This window comes from Sphaerisporangium sp. TRM90804, from assembly GCF_029846175.1.
Taxonomy (GTDB): Bacteria; Actinomycetota; Actinomycetes; order Streptosporangiales; family Streptosporangiaceae; genus Sphaerisporangium.
Window position 1 is genome coordinate 185,975 of the sequence record NZ_JARWAC010000021.1, and the last position, 15,467, is coordinate 201,441.

At 66.2% G+C, this 15,467-nt stretch carries 9 protein-coding genes and 2 pseudogenes; 2 read left to right on the forward strand and 9 right to left on the reverse strand.

The genetic code is table 11. The annotated features are described in order from the left end of the window. Positions 1-262: 262 nt before the first annotated feature. The 5 genes from PYR91_RS25960 to PYR91_RS25980 are packed head-to-tail and all read right to left on the reverse strand — an operon-like array spanning position 263 to position 10,059. On the reverse strand, positions 263-1,888 hold the full coding sequence (locus PYR91_RS25960) for a serine/threonine-protein kinase (protein WP_279783711.1): 1,626 nt from the start codon (positions 1,886-1,888) through the stop codon (positions 263-265). A gap of 32 nt (positions 1,889-1,920) precedes the next feature. Beyond that, positions 1,921-5,061, reverse strand: a complete 3,141-nt coding sequence (locus PYR91_RS25965; RefSeq protein WP_279783713.1) for a type I restriction endonuclease — start codon at positions 5,059-5,061, stop codon at positions 1,921-1,923. Between the two features lie 2 nt (positions 5,062-5,063). Next, positions 5,064-6,308, reverse strand: a complete 1,245-nt coding sequence (locus tag PYR91_RS25970) for a hypothetical protein (protein ID WP_279783715.1) — start codon at positions 6,306-6,308, stop codon at positions 5,064-5,066. Beyond that, the gene (locus PYR91_RS25975) at positions 6,305-8,251 is read right to left on the reverse strand and encodes a class I SAM-dependent DNA methyltransferase (protein ID WP_279783716.1); all 1,947 of its coding nucleotides are present in this window, start codon (positions 8,249-8,251) and stop codon (positions 6,305-6,307) included. The genes PYR91_RS25970 and PYR91_RS25975 overlap by 4 nt, the downstream gene beginning before the upstream one ends. Positions 8,252-8,274: 23 nt before the next feature. Beyond that, positions 8,275-10,059, reverse strand: coding sequence for an N-6 DNA methylase (locus tag PYR91_RS25980; RefSeq protein WP_279783718.1), 1,785 nt, complete (start codon positions 10,057-10,059; stop codon positions 8,275-8,277). 451 nt (positions 10,060-10,510) lie between these two features. Here PYR91_RS25980 and PYR91_RS25985 point away from each other — a divergent pair, with 451 nt between their 5' ends. Further along, complete coding sequence (locus tag PYR91_RS25985) at positions 10,511-12,235, forward strand: DUF6119 family protein (RefSeq protein ID WP_279783720.1); 1,725 nt, start codon at positions 10,511-10,513, stop codon at positions 12,233-12,235. Positions 12,236-12,611: 376 nt separating this feature from the next. Here PYR91_RS25985 and PYR91_RS36420 read toward each other — a convergent pair whose 3' ends face one another. The 3 genes and pseudogenes from PYR91_RS36420 to PYR91_RS26000 form a co-directional block, all read right to left on the reverse strand. Next, the gene (locus tag PYR91_RS36420) at positions 12,612-13,115 is read right to left on the reverse strand and encodes a DUF427 domain-containing protein (RefSeq protein ID WP_347943471.1); all 504 of its coding nucleotides are present in this window, start codon (positions 13,113-13,115) and stop codon (positions 12,612-12,614) included. Continuing rightward, positions 13,095-13,211: pseudogene (locus PYR91_RS25995) on the reverse strand (hypothetical protein); the annotation flags it as partial. The pseudogene PYR91_RS25995 and the gene PYR91_RS36420, both read right to left, overlap by 21 nt. 148 nt (positions 13,212-13,359) lie before the next feature. Next, on the reverse strand, positions 13,360-14,382 hold the full coding sequence (locus PYR91_RS26000) for a 2-oxoglutarate and iron-dependent oxygenase domain-containing protein (RefSeq protein WP_279783722.1): 1,023 nt from the start codon (positions 14,380-14,382) through the stop codon (positions 13,360-13,362). A 47-nt stretch (positions 14,383-14,429) separates the two neighbouring features. Between PYR91_RS26000 and PYR91_RS26005 the strand changes: the two are divergent. After that, positions 14,430-14,882, forward strand: a pseudogene (locus tag PYR91_RS26005) (succinate dehydrogenase/fumarate reductase iron-sulfur subunit); the annotation flags it as partial. Between the two features lie 113 nt (positions 14,883-14,995). Here PYR91_RS26005 and PYR91_RS26010 read toward each other — a convergent pair. Further along, positions 14,996-15,466 carry an SRPBCC family protein gene (locus PYR91_RS26010; protein WP_279783724.1) on the reverse strand — a complete coding sequence of 157 codons (471 nt, stop codon included), beginning with the start codon at positions 15,464-15,466 and terminating at the stop codon, positions 14,996-14,998. Between the last annotated feature and the right edge of the window lies 1 nt (position 15,467).

Below are 15,467 nucleotides of genomic sequence, written 5' to 3' on the forward strand. Positions count from 1 at the left end.
GCCGATGAGCCGCAGTACCGTCGGCAGGGCGCGGCCAACGTCGGCAGGAGCGCCCCATCCGCCCAGCCTGACTTTGACCGGGAGACCTGATGATTCAACACGGCGGTCTCATCCCGGAGCACCATGATCTCGACGTCTTTGCGACGCCTGACTGCGGGCGGGCAATACCAGCCAGCCGAACACCCCGAACCACGACCAAAAGCAGACGAACCGAGACGAGCCGCGAACTTGCCGTACCGCTACTGAAGGTCAAAACCGCAGCTCATTCAAAGAAGGGCGGCCCTCCTTGGACAGATCTCAGTCGCCCAATCTGCTTGTCGAGATTCCGTATTTGGGTCGAGCCCGCACCGAACGCCTCTGTCAGAAGCGGACGGACGGCTTCGAACTCCGCTATCGCTTCGTCCGGGTATCCGGACGCGGCGAGCATCTGCGCGATGACGAAGCGTGATTCTCGGATCCGCTCTGCAGCGTCGTCGTCCGCCGCGGGGTTGGCGTTGACGGCGTTGCCCACGTAGAAGCGGAGGTGCGGCAGGGCCTTGTCCGGCTTGCCGATCTCGGCGTAAGCGTGACCCGCATGATACGAGCAGTCGAGGACGTAGAAGTCGTTCTGGGAGAGACGCTTGCGGTAGTCACGTCCGACGACGTCGAACAGCGACGCCGCCCGGGTGTACTCCCCGGCGTAGAAAAGCGCGGCGGCCAGGAAGTGCCGCAGCCGCAGTTCCAAAAACGAGTTCTCGGCGCGGGTGACGCCATCCTCCAGGAGACGGATTGCCTCTGATGGATGGTCGTTTTCCAGGAGCACCTGGACGTTAGCCCGCAACTCCTCGAATTCGTCTTCGGCGAGCGTTCCCCGGCCGGCGCCCTGCTGCTGACGCTTGACTGGAGCCAGTAGCGGCCGCCGGAACGGACGGGTCGGGTCGCGGTTCTCGTCGAGGTCCCCCGCGCCACCGTCCGATCCGCCCGGCACCGTCACGAACGGGAGAAGTTTCTCATAGACGGCCTCCGCCGAGGGCCGCACCGCTGGCTGCTTCGCCATCATCGACGACACCAGCGCATCGACTTCCGCCGGGACGTCCGGGCGGCGCGCCCGCACCGACGGTGCCGCCGTCTGGAGGTGATGGAAGCGTATAGGTCTGTCGGTGGTCCCGTGGAACGGCACGTCACCGGTAAGCAGCTCGAATAGCAGGCAACCGAGCGAGTAGACGTCCGAGGCGGAGGCTACCGCCTGGCCGATGCACTGCTCCGGCGACATGTACGGTGGGGTGCCGATGGTCCGGTCCACCTGCGTGAGCCTCGGCAACGCCCCCGCACCGCGCAGGATCGCGATGCCGAAGTCCAGCACCTTCACCAGGCCGCCATCCACGAGCATCACGTTGGCTGGCTTGATATCCCGGTGGACGATGTCGACCCGGTGCACGTCCACCAGGACCGCCGCGATCTGCGCGGCGATCGACGCTGCCCAGGACACGCTCGACGGCACGGCGACGTAGTCCGTCCTGTCCAGCAGCGACTCCAGCGTCGAGCCCCGCAGCAACTGCATGACGAGCCACAGCTGCGTGCTACCGGCGGGGGGCGTCTCGGTACCCGTGTCGTAGACCGCCGGAATGCCGGGGTGCTCCAGCTGGGCGGTGGTGCGGATCTCCCGCAGAAACCGCCTCCGGTCCCGGTCCAGGGCGTCGAGGATCTCCACCGCCTCCGGGCTGTCTGGCCCGGCCGGGATCGCCCCCGGCGAGGAGGTCCGGAGCATCTTGATCGCGACCCGCCGGTCCAGCCGCTCGTCGTAGCCATGGAAGACCTCGCTCATGCCGCCCTTGCCGAGCGACCCATCCACGCGGTAGCGCCCCGCCAGCAGCCGTCTCTCGACCGGTTGCCCGGTCCCGTCTTCCACGCCCCATCACCTCTATCTCGAGATCGGAACTCCTACCCGGCCAGGCCGCCGGTTTCCCGCTGCATCTCCGCGCGGAGCTTGGCCAGCGCCTCATCCCGGGCGGGCTCGGTGATGATCCGGTAAGCGCGCTTGCGGGCAGCCTCTTTGATCGCCTTCTGGAACTCGTTGTTATCGAAATACATCTTCATGAAGGCGGTGTTACGTTCGGCGTTCTCCGCGACGATGTTGTCGAGCCGGTCGTCGGCGACCTGCCCGAACCGGGCCTCGTCGTTCATCAGCGCGATCTGCTGCATCCCGGTGTCCTCGACCAGGCCGACGACCTGTTGGTAGATCAGGATCTGATCAGCGGTGCCCAGGCCGAGGCCGAACCGGTCGTTCAGCTCCTCGATCACCTCCGACAGCGGCTTGACCTCCGGCTCCCGGTAGCCGCCACCGTCAGCGGCATGGCCCCGCACGGCCCGGTCGCCGACCGCCGACAGCGACACGTTGTGCCGCCCGGTGTGCTCCAGCCGGAAGTGGCTCAGGTCCGCGTCGCCTATGTCGATGGAGGTTGAGGGTCGTCCGGGGAGCCGGAGCAGCAGGATCCGGCCGTACTGGTAGAGGCGTTCGAGGTCCCGGTCACCCCAGTCGACGATCTGCGCGATGAGGCTGTAGGCGCGCACGTAGTCCTGGAGCGCGCCCCGGAAACCCTCCCGCTCGTCGTCGGTGTCCAGCGCGTCGAAGCGGTCCAACGCGGGCTTGAGGTATTCGTGCAACTCGGCGTGGAGCTTTCGTTCGGCTGCCTCGGGCAACCGGCCCGGTCCGGCCGCCGCCAGGACCCGGATGAACGCCTCCATCTCCGAGGCCACCAGCAACTCGTACTCCATCACCTCGCGCTGCTTGGTGTAGAGCAGGTTCGGGTCGCTGGGCTCGGTGATCGTCGTCTCAAACCAATCCCAGAACGCGGCCTGGATGTCAGCGGCCTGGTTGACGAAGTCCAGGACGTGCACGTCGTCCTGCGACTTCAGCGGGTGGATCCGGTTCAGCCGGGAGAGCGTCTGCACCGCGGTGACCCCGGTCAGCGGCTTGTCGACGTACATCCCGCACAGCAACGGTTGGTCGAACCCGGTCTGATACTTGTCCGCAACGACCAGCAGGCGGTACTCGTCCTGGTTGCGCGCGGCAGCCTGGGGGTCGTCGGCCTTGGTGTACGCGAACCGGTCCGGCAACTGCCCCTCGGGGAAGCCGTTGAGCTGCGACTCGGTGAACTCCAGGCCGGCGTCGCCCTTCAGCTGCCCGGAGAACGCGACAAGCGTGCCGCAGTCGGTGTATCCGCGCCAGGAGACGTAGTTGCGAATCGCCTGGTACAAATCGAGCGCGTGCTGCCGCCCGCTGGTGACCACCATGGCTCGGGCCCGCCCGCCGAGCCGTCCGGCGAGGTTCTCCCGGAAGTCGTCGACGATCAGCCGGGCCTTCTGCTCCAGCGACTTGGGGTGCAGTTCCGCGAGACGGACCAGGTGCGCCTTCGCCTTGCCGGCGTCGACCTCCGGGTTGGCGATCTGCGACTCGTTCTGTTCGACGGCCGCGTTCCGCAGCCGCCACTTCGTGTCGTAGGTGATGTAGTTGGCCAGCACGTCCAGGATGTAGCCCTCGTCGATGGCCTGCCGCATCGAGTAGATGTGGAAGGGGACATACATCCCGACCTCGCCGGTGCGGGGGTTCACCCGCGCAGGGTCGAAGCTTCCGAACAGCTTCAGCGTCGGCGACTTCGGCGTGGCGGTGAATGCGAAGTACGACAGGTTCGGCTGCCTGCCGCGCACCCGCGTCATGTACGTCGCGTCGTCCTCGTCCTCTTCCCGCGGCGTCGCGTTCGCCCCGAGCGCCTGCTTGAGCTGGATCGCGGATTCCCCACCCTGCGAGGAGTGCGCCTCGTCGATGATGACGGCGTATCGCTTGCCCGACAACCCCATGTCGACGATCTTCTTCAGTAAGAAGGGATACATCTGCAGGGTACTGATGACGATCTTCGAGGTGGCGTCTCCGAGGGCTGCCGCGAGCTGCGTCGAATCCACATCGATCTTCTTGACGACGCCGGGGGTGTGGTCGAACTGGAAGATGGTCCTCTGTAGCTGCCGGTCGAGCACCACCCGGTCGGTGATCACAATGATCTTGTCGAACACCGGCTGGTTGGCCGCGTCGAAGAGATTCGAGAGCCGGTGTGACAGCCAGGCGATCGTGTTCGACTTTCCCGAGCCCGCCGAATGCTGGATCAGGTAATGATGCCCGGCCCCGCTCTCCCGCGCGTGGTCGACCATCTTCTGCACCGCGTGCCACTGGTGGTAGCGCGGGAACACCTTCGGCGAAGTGTGCGGGTTCTGCTTCACGCCTTTCCGGTCCGGCACCTGGATGTGCACGAACCGGTGCAGGATCTCCAGCCAGTTGTCGCGCTGCCAGATCTCCTCCCACAGGTAGTCCACGCTGTACGACCCTGGCTTGGCCGCCGGGTTCCCCGCCCCGCCAGACCGGCCGGGCCCGTTGGAGCCGATGTTGAACGGCAGGAACTGCGTGTCGGCCCCGCGTAGTCGCGTGGTGATGAAGGCCCGATCGGGGTCCACCGCGAAATGGACCAGGGCCCGCTTGGAGAGGAACACGTCGTTTGGGTCCCGGTCCCGCCGGTACTGCGTGATGGCGTGGTCGGCATTCTGCCCGGTGTTCGGGTTCTTCAGCTCGACCGTTGCGGTCGGGAGCCCGTTGACGAAGAGCGCCATATCGATCGAGCGTTTCGGGTGCCGCACGCTGTAATGCACCTGCCGGGCAACCGTAAGCACGTTCGCGTCGTATTCCGCGAGGGCGTCGGCGGCCAGGGTGTGACCGGGCCGGAAGTACGCCAGGTCGATCTGCACCCCCCGGTCCCGCACCCCCTGCCGAAGCACGTCCAAAACCCCACGCGCGTCGACCTCGGCAGCCACCCGCTGCGCGAACTGCCGCTGCGCCGCAGTCTGGTCACCCCCGTAGAACCCAACGAGGCGGCCCCACTTCCTCCCCTGCGTCACCCCGATGAAGCGGAACATCTCCCCGGTGTCGAGCCCCAGGTCGACGTTGAACGTCCCCTGCGCCCGCGACCAACCACGGTCGAGCAGCTCCCTCTCGACCCGATCCTCGAACGTCCGCTCGCCGTGCACCCCAGGCGTCATGCCTACACACTTCCAGCCGGGGAGAGACCAGACGTGTCGGCTCCACGCGCGGTCGTGATATCGATCTGCCCGGTAACGGCAGCGGTGATGAGCGCCTGACGGCGCTCGGCGAGGAGAGTGAGCTGCTGGAGCATTGAATGCCTCAGCGCCTTGACGTGAGTATCGAATCCGATGATCACTTGAAGACGTTTACGCATCTCCGCGTCCTCGTAGACAGGGATGGGAACCGAGCGCAAACGATCAACTTTGATTCCCAAAGCAGTAGACCCTGTCGCTCTTGATGCAAGCTCAAATCCACCCTGAGGCGATTGCAGATACCAGTATAGCCATTCTGGTGGCAAAATTGATCTATCGACACGAAGAAGGACTATCCGCTGTGCCAGTGCAACGGAAGGATCCGTAATCATTGAGACTTGACCGAGGGGAGCTTCTGTAGTCAAGAGAACATCGCCGACCCGCGGAAGCCCTCGGACCATCCACGAGTTGTATGACTCCTCGCTAACAAATTCAGGAGAGGCGCTCAAATTGATGGCACCGTCAGCGATATTTCGGGCAGTGACAAGAGGGATGCCTGAAAGGGTCTTGGTCGGGGTCGCCCCACGATAATCTATCCATTTCTCCACCACCCGGCGAAGCTGATAGACTCGCACCCCACTTGAATCGCCAGCGAAAGCCTCACAAAGTCCGCTTGCACTCCTTTCGGAGAGAGTTCGCATTGCAGAAGCAACAACAGAACTAATTTCATCCATCTTCGCTGTCTCAGCGTCGAGGAAGTCGGCGATGCGGCATTGCTCATCAAGATTCGGAAGATCGAAGGTCCAGTCCCTGATCAGATCGTCAGGAACGCGTTTCTGTCCAGCGACGCCATACATCTCCGCTTCGCCTAGCTTAAGAAAATCATGTGAATGGAATATGTAGAGAAGGTAACGCGGATCGATCTCCGAACCAGGTCGGACAACATGAAGCTCGGTCGTCCCCGTACCAACTGAGTCAGGGAGATTTGGGATTAATACCGATCGACTAGCTTCGAAAGTTGGAGTGATCTTCGGCACTACGACATCACCCGACTGAAACCGTGTGTAGCCAACAGCGACAGCTGACTTGGGCCGCATCTGACTCAGATCGAGCCTGTCTCCCGGCCAAACATTCTCCATAGGTAGGAACGGAACCAGGTCATCGTCAGCAAGTCGGTCGAACCGACGGCTCAGCGGGTTGACCTGGGCTACGTAGCGAAGGCGTTTCTTCATCCCGTCACCTCCCCCAGGAGCTTCTGGATCTGCATTTCCAGTTCGCGCAGCTCGGCGTCGATCTCAGCGAGCGGCCTGGGCGGGGTGTAGACGTAGAAGTGCCGGGTGAACGGGATCTCGTAGCCGACCTTCGTCTTGTCGTGGTCGATCCACGCATCCGGGACGTGCGGGGTGACTTCCCTGGCGAAGTACTCCTTGATGTCCTCGTCGAGCGGGATGTTCTCGTAGTCGCGCAGGTCTGGGTCGGGCAGGACTGTGCCGTCCTTATCCTTCTGGACCTCGCCCTCAGGATCGGAGACCGCGACCGCGCCCCAGACCGCCTTCATCAGCGCGGCGGTGCTGGGCCACTGGGCTCCGCTGTCGACGACTGCCCGGTGCAGGGCGTTCGTGGCATCCTTCTTCGTCCACCAAACCGTGCCGATCACACTGCGCAGTGCCTCCGCAAGCGAATCGCGTCCGTCCCACTTGGCCAGGGCCTTCGCGCTGCCCAGTGCGTCCAGGGTGTCCTCGGTGATCTCGAACCGGAGCTTGAGCGGACGCTCCACAGTGATGCGGTGGTAGCCGAAATCACGGGTGCCGAAGATCTTCACCTTGGCGTGGTCCGGGTGCTCGGCATCCGCCGCGACCTTCACCGCATCGACGTACAGCTCAGTGATGTGCTTGATCTGGTCGCCGCTGACCTGCTTGCGCTTGTCCCCGAGGGACTTGCGCATCTTCTCCCACTGGTCGCGAGCGTCAAGCAGGATCACCTTGCCGCGCAGCTTCTCGGTCTTCCGGTTGGAGAGAATCCAGAAGTAGGTGGAGATGCCGGTGTTGTAGAAGAGCTGATCCGGCAGGGCGACGATGCCCTCCAGCCAGTCGTTCTCCAGGATCCATTGGCGGATCTTCGACTCGCCGGACTCGGCAGCGCCGGTGAAGAGCGGGGAACCGTTGAAGACGATCGCCAGACGCGACCCCTTGCCCTCGACCGGGTCCATCTTGTCGAGCATGTGCTGCAGGAAGAGGAATGAGCCGTCGTTGATGCGCGGCAGCCCCGCACCGAAGCGGCCCGCATGACCGAACGTGGCCTCGTCCTCGACCGCGTCCTTGACCTTCTTCCACTCCACGCCGAAGGGCGGGTTGGCCAGCATGTAGTCGAACTTCCGGCCCCGGTGCCCGTCCTCGCTGAAAGAGTTGCCGAAGTGGATGGTGCCGCGCTGCTCGCGCATGAGCATGTCTGCCTCACAGATCGCCCACGACTCCGCGTTGAGCTCCTGGCCGAAGAGGTAGACCGTGGCGTCCGGGTTGAGCGACTTGATGTGCTCCTCGGCAGCGGTCAGCATCCCCCCCGTGCCGCAGGCCGGGTCGAGGATGTTGATGACCTGGCCGTCTGCGGCGAGGGCGTCCTTGTCCGGGGCGATCAGCAGGTTGACCATCAACTTGATGACCTCACGCGGAGTGAAGTGCTCACCGGCGGTCTCGTTGGAGTCTTCGGCGAACTTCCGGATCAGGTGCTCGAAGACGTAGCCCATGTCGTGGTTGCTGAGCCGGTCGAGGTCGCGCATCGTGGCGAACTTCCCGACTACCGCGTAGAGGATCTTCGCGCCCGCCAGGCGGGTGATCTCGTTGTCCAGGTCGAACCGGCTCAGGATCGTCCTGACGTTCGGGGAGAATCCATTGATGTAGTCACGCAGGTTCTTTGCGACGTTCTGCGGGTCGCCCGCTATCGTCGAGAAGTCCTGCTGCGAGGTGTTATAGAACGGTAGCTTCGCTGCGAGCTCCAGTAGCTTCTGCTTGTTCTGAACGGTGAGTGCGGCGTCGCGGTCGCGTACGGCCTGCCGAGTCGGGGCCATCACCGCGTCGAGGCGGCGCAGTAGCGTGAACGGCAGGATCACTCCGCCGTACTCGTGGCGTTTGTAGTCGCCGCGCAGCAGATCGGCCACCGACCAGATATCGGCCGCCATCTTGGTATGACTGGGTCCCGAGGTCACAGCTTTCTCTTCTCCTCATCAGCGGCACTCGTGTCATCAGTGTTCTTCATCAGCGTGAACTCGGGTGCCAGAACGCCGGCGATCAGTCCGTACACGGTCTGTTCAATCACGTGCGTGCTCGCTCTCTCCAGCGCCGCGAGCACAACCTCCAGCTCCAGCAGATGGCGGAACGCATCGCCATAGCGCCGCTGCTCGGCCAGGGGCAGCCGCGGAACACGGCAGCGACGAAGGTCATCGCGGTTGAGCGCGCCCAGGGTATTGGCCACCGGGAGCGCCCCCGCGTCGGCTCGCAGGAAGGTCGCCAGGAAGTACGCGTCCAACCGGCCGGAGTCGATCTCGATGATCTGCGCGACCCCGGTGTCGTCCTCGGCGGTGCCGGTCGCGACGACCGGTGGGCGGCCGAGAGTCCGCAGCAGCACGTCCCCAGCACGCGGGGTGTCGTCGCGGGCTCTCACCGTCAACACCCCGGCGCGTTCCAGCTCGCCGAGGGTGACGGACGAGCGGCGGGTCGGCGCCGTCGGCGCTGTGAAGCGCGGCAGGCCCTGGACCGCTCGCAGATGGAGGGCGTGCAGTCGGTCGGTGACGCGGGCGAAGTCATCCACGCTCGCCTCGACCCGCGTAGTGACATGGCGGGACGGCAACAGGTTCGCATCGCCGTCGAGGAGCTCCAGGCGCGGGACCGCACGGGACACGGTCGGGTCAGCGTCGCCGAACAGCTGCTCCCAGGCGGCGAACTCGTGCGGGACGTCGGCGGCGGCGCCCAGTCCAGACAGGTCAACCATCCGGACTTCTCGATGGTCGGGAGCTCCATAGGGCCGCTGCAGGACCCAGAGGTAGACGTCGGTGTCGGGGAGGGAGCCCATACCCTTCGGCAGCGCGATCACGTCGCGGAGCGCGCCGGAGCGCACTAGTGCCGCGCGGATATGCTGCCCCGACGGCTGCACGCAGGTGCGCGGTGTCACCGCGACGACGGCCACGCCGCGCGGCCGCAGGTGCGCGTAGCAGTGCTGGACCCAGGCCAGTTCCGCGTCGCGGGGGGCCGGGGTGCCGAACTCCCAGCGCGGATCGGTCGCCAGCTCGGCCGAGGGCCACTGCGGCAGGTCGAAGGGCGGCTCGCAGACGACGGCCGCCGCCGCACCCAGATACCCGTCAAGCTGGTTTTCCAGCAGGGAGTCGCCGGTGTGGATCTCATACAAAGTGCCGAGAGGGTTGTCGCTCAACCTCCGCACGGCCGCTTCAGTAGCCGACAGCCGGATCTCCTGTCCGGCCAGCCTAACCCCAGTGCCGAAGCGGTCAGCGACGGCCAGCAGAAGCGTCGCCTCCGCGCATGCGGGATCCAGCGCGACGGGCACATCCGCGTCCCAGTCGCCGGTCGATCCGGCCGAAGCCGTCGAATGCGGCAGCAGCGACGCCATCACCCTGGCCAGCAGCTCACCCGAGGTCAAGTCAGCGACGCCGCGCTCCGGCCCCTGCTCTGGCAACCGACCGAGATCGCTTCTCTCCCACGCGTGGGGCGAGCCGCTGGGGAACGGAACAGGGCCGTCGACCCGCTGCGTCCCGGTCTCGGTCCGCCCGGCCGTTGACAGCTGGTCGCCCTTCCCTGTCGCCCTCAGCCACACCTCGACCTCGTCCAGGGAGAACGTCGGGCTGTGCTCGCTGCCACCCACCGGCTTAGGGAACTCCGGATAGCGCCTGCGCCAGTTCGCCACGGCGGCACGGCTGACGCCGGCCAGCCGCGCAATCGCCGCCGCTGTCACCTCATCGTGCTCCCCAATACCCATGGGGCAACCATACAGCGAGATACGTACCAATCCAAGGTCTTGTTAGCACTGGTGAGCATTGTCATGGATGCCAACAAGATGTGGTACGTTCACACCCACAAGAGTGATAGTCGTCATACCAACCGCCGCGAGCCGCGGATGATGCCCGATGGTGTCTGCCCCGGCAGGCACCCAGAGGCGTCCTCGGTCAGCCGATCCGTGGCAGAGAACATCTGCTCCCACCTCTTCTGGGGCGCGCAGGCCACGCCCCAGGTACAAGAAGCGCCGGATAGCACCGGAGAGAACATGGCCCTATCTGGGCCGGTCCGTCCGTGCAGGGGGTTCCGGCCACGGCGACAACGCACCCAGAACCGGTGTGCGCGTCGCATCGCACCTACGCCTGGCCCAAGGCGCACCGCACTTCCTTAGCTGTCCGGACCACCCGGTCCCTGCACCTCAGACGAGGACTGACATGAGCGCTGAGAACCACAACGTCCCGGTCGCCGCCGTGAAGGCCACGACCCCGCCGATCACCCGCAAGACCTCCCTCTATCGCCTGCGGACTGCAGACCCGGGCGCACGCGTGGACCTCCGCTCGTTCGTCCTCCCCCGCTACTTGGACCGCGAAGGCTTTCAGGCCCGCAAGGTCGACCACGAGGGCCTCGCCGGGCTCCTCGTCACTGGCACGATCGCCCCCGGCCCCGCCGATTGGTGCGACCCTCTCAGCGCCCTGAGCGGGCACCCCGTCGCCGAGGAGAACCAGACGACCCTCGCTCTCCTCCTGATCCGCACCGAGCAGGCGATCTACGGCCTTACGTACGGCATGGGCCACCTGATGATCGACCCGGCCCGGATCGACCCCGGATTCGGCATCGAGCTCGCCATCCGCTGCCTGGACGCCGATCGCATCACCAAGGTTCGACGCCAGGTCATGGACGCGCGGGGCCGGACCGACGAGAACTCCGCCACCGGCGGAGAGAACATCCGGGGCTTCGGCATCGAGCAGTTCGGAGAGATCGTCAGTCAGATCTCCGGCCAGATCGCCAACGTCCCGCTCACCTTCACCAAGGACCGCACCCGGCCCGCGCACATCACCGGTAACGACCGTTCGGTCAAACTGCCCCTCGGCAGCACACCCACCTCCCTGCTCCACGATCTCCAGCGGATCGAGGAGGTCTGCGCACAGCCCAGCCCGCTGCCGGAGTTCGAGTTCATCGCCCAGGTCCGGCCGCTCCTCCCGAAATGCGAGCAGGTCCAGCGCCTTGACGAGCGCCTCGACGCCATGCTCGGCGGGGACGAGCGTGCCCTCATCGCGCTCGCCGTGCCCAGCGTCTGCCGGGACCGATACGACTCCGCGGAGTCCTTCAAGGTGACGCTCGGGGGCCGCTCCCAGTACCACACCGAACTTGAGATGGACCAGCTCGTCGAAGCCGTCCGGCACCGGCAGCCAGGGAGCCGCCTGCGGGATCTGCGCGACGGGCGCATCCAAATGTTCGCCGACACTGAGGGAAACGAGCTGATCAGCAGCAAGGTCCCCGCCGACCACTGGCTCACCGCCGAGGTGTCCGAGGGGAGCTTCCACTACTTCTACTGGCAGCGGCGATGGTACGAGATCGGTGCGGAGTACCTCGTCGTCATCGAGCAGCGGATCGCCGAACTCCTCGCCCGTCCCACCGCGGTCACGATGCCGCCCTGGCCTAAAGGCAGCAACCCCAAGGAGAACGACGAGGGCTGGTACAACCAGCAGGTCGCCGCTCGGGAGGGATACGTGCTGCTCGACAAGGACACCGTGCACACGGCACGTCTGCGCGGCGGCGGGCTCGAGATCTGCGACGGGCTGGGGCCTGACGGCCAGTTCATTTGCGTGAAGAAGGCCGAAGCGACCGCCGAGCTGAACCACCTCTTCGCGCAGGGCCGCGTCGCCATGGAAACTCTGCGCTTCGATACCGAGGCCCAGGAGAAGTTCCTTGCCAAGGTCGACGAGCTCGCCCCGGACCACACCCTGGACAGGACGTTCAGGTCGCTGACCCTCGTCTACGGCATCCTGCTCAAGGACGGGGTGCCGCTGACCCCGGACTCCCTGTTCGCCTTCGCGAAGGTTTCGCTGCTGCATGCGGTGACCGCTCTGGAGGGGATGGGCGTGCGCGTGGAGATCGTCTCCATCTCCCGGACCTCAGCCACCGGGATGATCACATAAGAGGGAGAAGCGGACCGTCTTCTTGACGGCCGCCAAGCCGTCACGCAGCCTGTACCGCTTAAGAAAAGCAGCCCTTGGCTGGCTCACGAAGCCACGATCACGGTTGCTGACGGTGTAGAGCACCGCCGGAACGGAACTTGTCGGGGCTCGGGTTCGTGTCGTGGACATGCTTCCCCATCGCCGCCCCCCGTCTCCCCGGCTCTCCTTTCCAGCCAGGCCCGGCGCCCGATCGTCAGTGGGAGACCCGTCCTGGCGGAAATTCGAGAGATCGCCCGCCGTCCGCAATGCCGGTCAATGCGGTTATGCCGTCGCGGAAGCTCGGCCGGACCGCACGGGCCTCCGGGACCCGGGTCCGGCGGGTCCCGAAGGCTCGCGATTACGACTCGGCGAGGCGTTGCGTGAAGAGGGTGACTGGGCGGGGGAGCTTCTCGCCGTCTACGGCGATGTCGACTACCTCGTTGTAGAAGGAGATGTGGTCTTTGATCACGGAGGCTGCGGGGATCAGGGCGGGGTAGGCCCAGGCCACGTCGGGTGGGGTGCCTTCGATCGGTTCGCGTAGTGGCCAGTAGGAGGCGATGCCCTTGTAGGGGCATCTGGTGTGGGTGTCGGTGGGCTCCAGTTGGGTGAAGTCCACGTCGGCGGGCGGGATGTAGTAGCGGGTGGGCAGGCCGGTCTCGGCGACCACGCGGCCGCCGATCTCCACCCGCACGTGGCGGGAGCTGGGGATCGGGTCGACCCGTTTGTACGGGTCGCGGGGGTGGACGAAGACCTCCTCCTCTTCCTCCAGCCACCGGTCCAGCACGGTGCCGGTGCGCTGGAACCACTCCACCGCGATGTGGCCGGGCAGGTCCGGGTAGCGGTAGGCGGCGTTCGGCACCACCTCGCCGTCGACCACGAGGTCGTAGAAGACCGTCGCGCCCTCGTGCGTCCCGGCGGGCGGGTTCTGGGCCGGGCGCAGCAGGTCGGTGCGGACGTCGTCGTCGGGGAAGGCTTAGCGCGGCACCGGGTGGGCGGACTCCCAGACCAGCACGGGCCGCCGGCTGTCCACCACGGTGGCGGACCCCCTGTACCCGCGCACCCAACGCTCGCCGGGTTCCCAGTTGAACGTTCCGTTGTGCGGCATCTCAGACCTCCGACAGCTCGGCGACGTACGGCCGGCGCTCGCGCCAAGCCGCCACCTGGTCGGGCCGCCCGAAGACCTGAAGGTAGTCCTCGACCTGGTTCTTCGCCCGGTCCCACACCAGGTGCGGCTCGTGGCCGGTGCCGTCCGGGCCCACGAACGGGGCCAGCGGCTCGATAACGGTGTCCAGGCTCGGGTGCCAGAACACACCCGTGGACCGGCGGGCGACGGTGCCGTCCGCGACGACCCGGTGACGGCCGGCGGTCAGCCGGTCGTTCGTCCACTTCGCCAAGATATGCCCGGAGAACACCTGGAGCGCTCCCGGGACGATCGGCACCGGGATCCAGCTCCCGTCCGGGGCCTGGCCCTGCAGGCCGGCGTAGTCGCCGCGCTGGTGCAGCACGGTGAGCGCCGAGCCGTCGGCGTGCTCCAGCAGGAGCAGCTTCTCCTCGTCGGTGGCCGCGTCGCCGAGCGTCCAGGTCGGGTAGTCGTTGACGACGAAGCTCGTGTAGTACGGCCGCCCGGAGACCGGGAAGGTGGACGGCGGCACGTCCAGCACCCGCGCGTACAGCTCCAGCACCCTCTCGGCTACCCCGACCGAGGCGTCGTGGTAGCGCCTGGTGAGATCGCGCAGTTCGGGCTCCTGTTCCGGCCACACGTCGGGGTGCGAATAGAGGTGGGCGTACTCCTCGGGGAGGCCCGCTGCCACGGCCTGCTCGACGCTGTCGAACTGGCCGATGTTGAAGCGCTCCAGCTCCAGCCGGCCGAAGTCGTCCGGCCACTGCCGCCAGCCGCGGAACGGGTGGCCGGTCGAGTTGGCCAGCGCGGCCTTCTCCTCGCGCGGCAGCGCGAGCACCCGCCCGATGGCGTCGTGGAAGCCGTCGATCAGCTCCTCGGGCACGCTGTGGCCGACGACCTGGATGATGCCGACACGCTCGGCGGCCTCGCGCATCGAGTCGAGCAGCTCGCGCGGGGCGTCCTCGCTCATGGCCAGACGCGGGTCGACGACGGGGATCTGGGCGGTCATGCGGTTCTCCCAGGGGTGGTGTCGATCAGGTCGCGCAGCACGGCGCCACCGTCACCATCGAGCCGTGGCGCGCGGCCCCCTTCCCGGTCGTCAAGGACCTGGTGGTCGACCGGGGCTCCTTCGACCGCATCATCCAGGCCGGCGGCTTCATCTCCGTCCCCGCCGGCTCGGCCCCGGACGCGCACAGCATGCCGGTCAAGAAGGAGGACGCCGACGACGCGTTCGACGCCGCCACCTGCATCGGCTGCGGCGCCTGCGTAGCCGCCTGCCCCAACGGCTCGGCCTCGCTGTTCACCGCCGCCAAGATCACCCACCTGGGCCTCCTGCCCCAGGGCCAGCCCGAACGCGACTCCCGAGTGGTCGCCATGGTCGAGCAGATGGACCTGGAAGGCTTCGGCGGCTGCACCAACACCGGCGAATGCACCGCCGTCTGCCCCAAGGGCATCCCCCTCGACGCCATAGCCCAGATGAACGCCGACTACCTGAAGGCCGCGAGGTAGGGCTTCCGGCTACGGCACGGTCTTCGCCTTGCTATATCTCCAAGGGGGCCTACCGGCCCCCTTCGCTCCCCGATGCTGGTAGTGGCCTTCAGCTGACCGAAGTAACGGGCGGATCATGACTCGGCCCTTGGAGCGGATTCGGCGACCTCTTTGATGTGCTGGTTCCGGGCTCGGATCAGCCTGGGCAGGTAGCGGCGGAGGGCCAGGACTTCAGCGATGGTCCCGAGAGGGCCAAGCGGTGCGGCGAAGTCGATGACGTCGCGCATCACCGTGCCGCCATGGCCATCCGACTGGAACCGGTGAGCGTGGTGCCATTGCTTGAATGGGCCGGACACCTGCTCGTCGACGAAGAACCCGGGCCGGTCGTAAGCGGTGATCGCGGATGTCATCCGCCACCGGACGCCGAAGTGCCGTGCCTGCCAAGTGACGCTCTCGCCGAGTTTCAAGCGACCGGCGGTCACTCCACCGACGACCTTCTCCGATGACTCCGCCATCGAGGCGGTGTGGAGCCCCACATCCAGCGATAGATCGAAAACCGTACCCGGCGACGCGATGACATGCGTGACGACCTCGAAGCGCGGCATG

What these genes read in the sequence shown, in the direction of transcription:
- PYR91_RS25965 (WP_279783713.1), bottom strand. Translation starts at nt 5,061, where the DNA reads ATGACGCCTGGGGTGCACGGCGAGCGGACGTTCGAGGATCGGGTCGAG.
- PYR91_RS25970 (WP_279783715.1), bottom strand. Translation starts at nt 6,308, where the DNA reads ATGAAGAAACGCCTTCGCTACGTAGCCCAGGTCAACCCGCTGAGCCGT.
- PYR91_RS25975 (WP_279783716.1), bottom strand. Translation starts at nt 8,251, where the DNA reads ATGGCGGCCGATATCTGGTCGGTGGCCGATCTGCTGCGCGGCGACTAC.
- PYR91_RS25980 (WP_279783718.1), bottom strand. Translation starts at nt 10,059, where the DNA reads ATGGGTATTGGGGAGCACGATGAGGTGACAGCGGCGGCGATTGCGCGG.
- PYR91_RS25985 (WP_279783720.1), top strand. Translation starts at nt 10,511, where the DNA reads ATGAGCGCTGAGAACCACAACGTCCCGGTCGCCGCCGTGAAGGCCACG.
- PYR91_RS26000 (WP_279783722.1), bottom strand. Translation starts at nt 14,382, where the DNA reads ATGACCGCCCAGATCCCCGTCGTCGACCCGCGTCTGGCCATGAGCGAG.
- PYR91_RS26010 (WP_279783724.1), bottom strand. Translation starts at nt 15,466, where the DNA reads ATGCCGCGCTTCGAGGTCGTCACGCATGTCATCGCGTCGCCGGGTACG.